Annotated in this window: 1 protein-coding gene; it reads right to left on the reverse strand. The window is 62.5% G+C overall.

All coding sequences use genetic code 11. The features are described 5' to 3' along the window. Positions 1-264, reverse strand: a 264-nt coding sequence (locus SB822_RS57970; protein ID WP_410859221.1) for a hypothetical protein, incomplete at both ends; no start/stop codon positions are given.

Here is a 264-nt window from a genome sequence, read left to right on the forward strand (position 1 = left end):
GAGGCGGCGCTTGCGGCGGTGCCGATGGCGGATAGGTGTTGTGCTGCAGGATCGGTTGCGGCGGCACGATGCCATCCGCCATGGCGATATGCGGGGCAGCACCGGTTGAACCCGCAGGCGCAGGGCACAGGAAGGCCGATGAAATCCGGCAGGCTTCGCAACTATTGTTGCTCAGATGCTTGTCGTGACCCTGATGGTTGGGATCGGAACCATGATCGCCGATGCAGAGCACCGGGTAGGTTCCGTCAGGCAACTGGTATTGGG

This window comes from Paraburkholderia sp. SIMBA_054 (assembly GCF_046534875.1).
GTDB lineage: Bacteria > Pseudomonadota > Gammaproteobacteria > Burkholderiales > Burkholderiaceae > Paraburkholderia > Paraburkholderia hospita.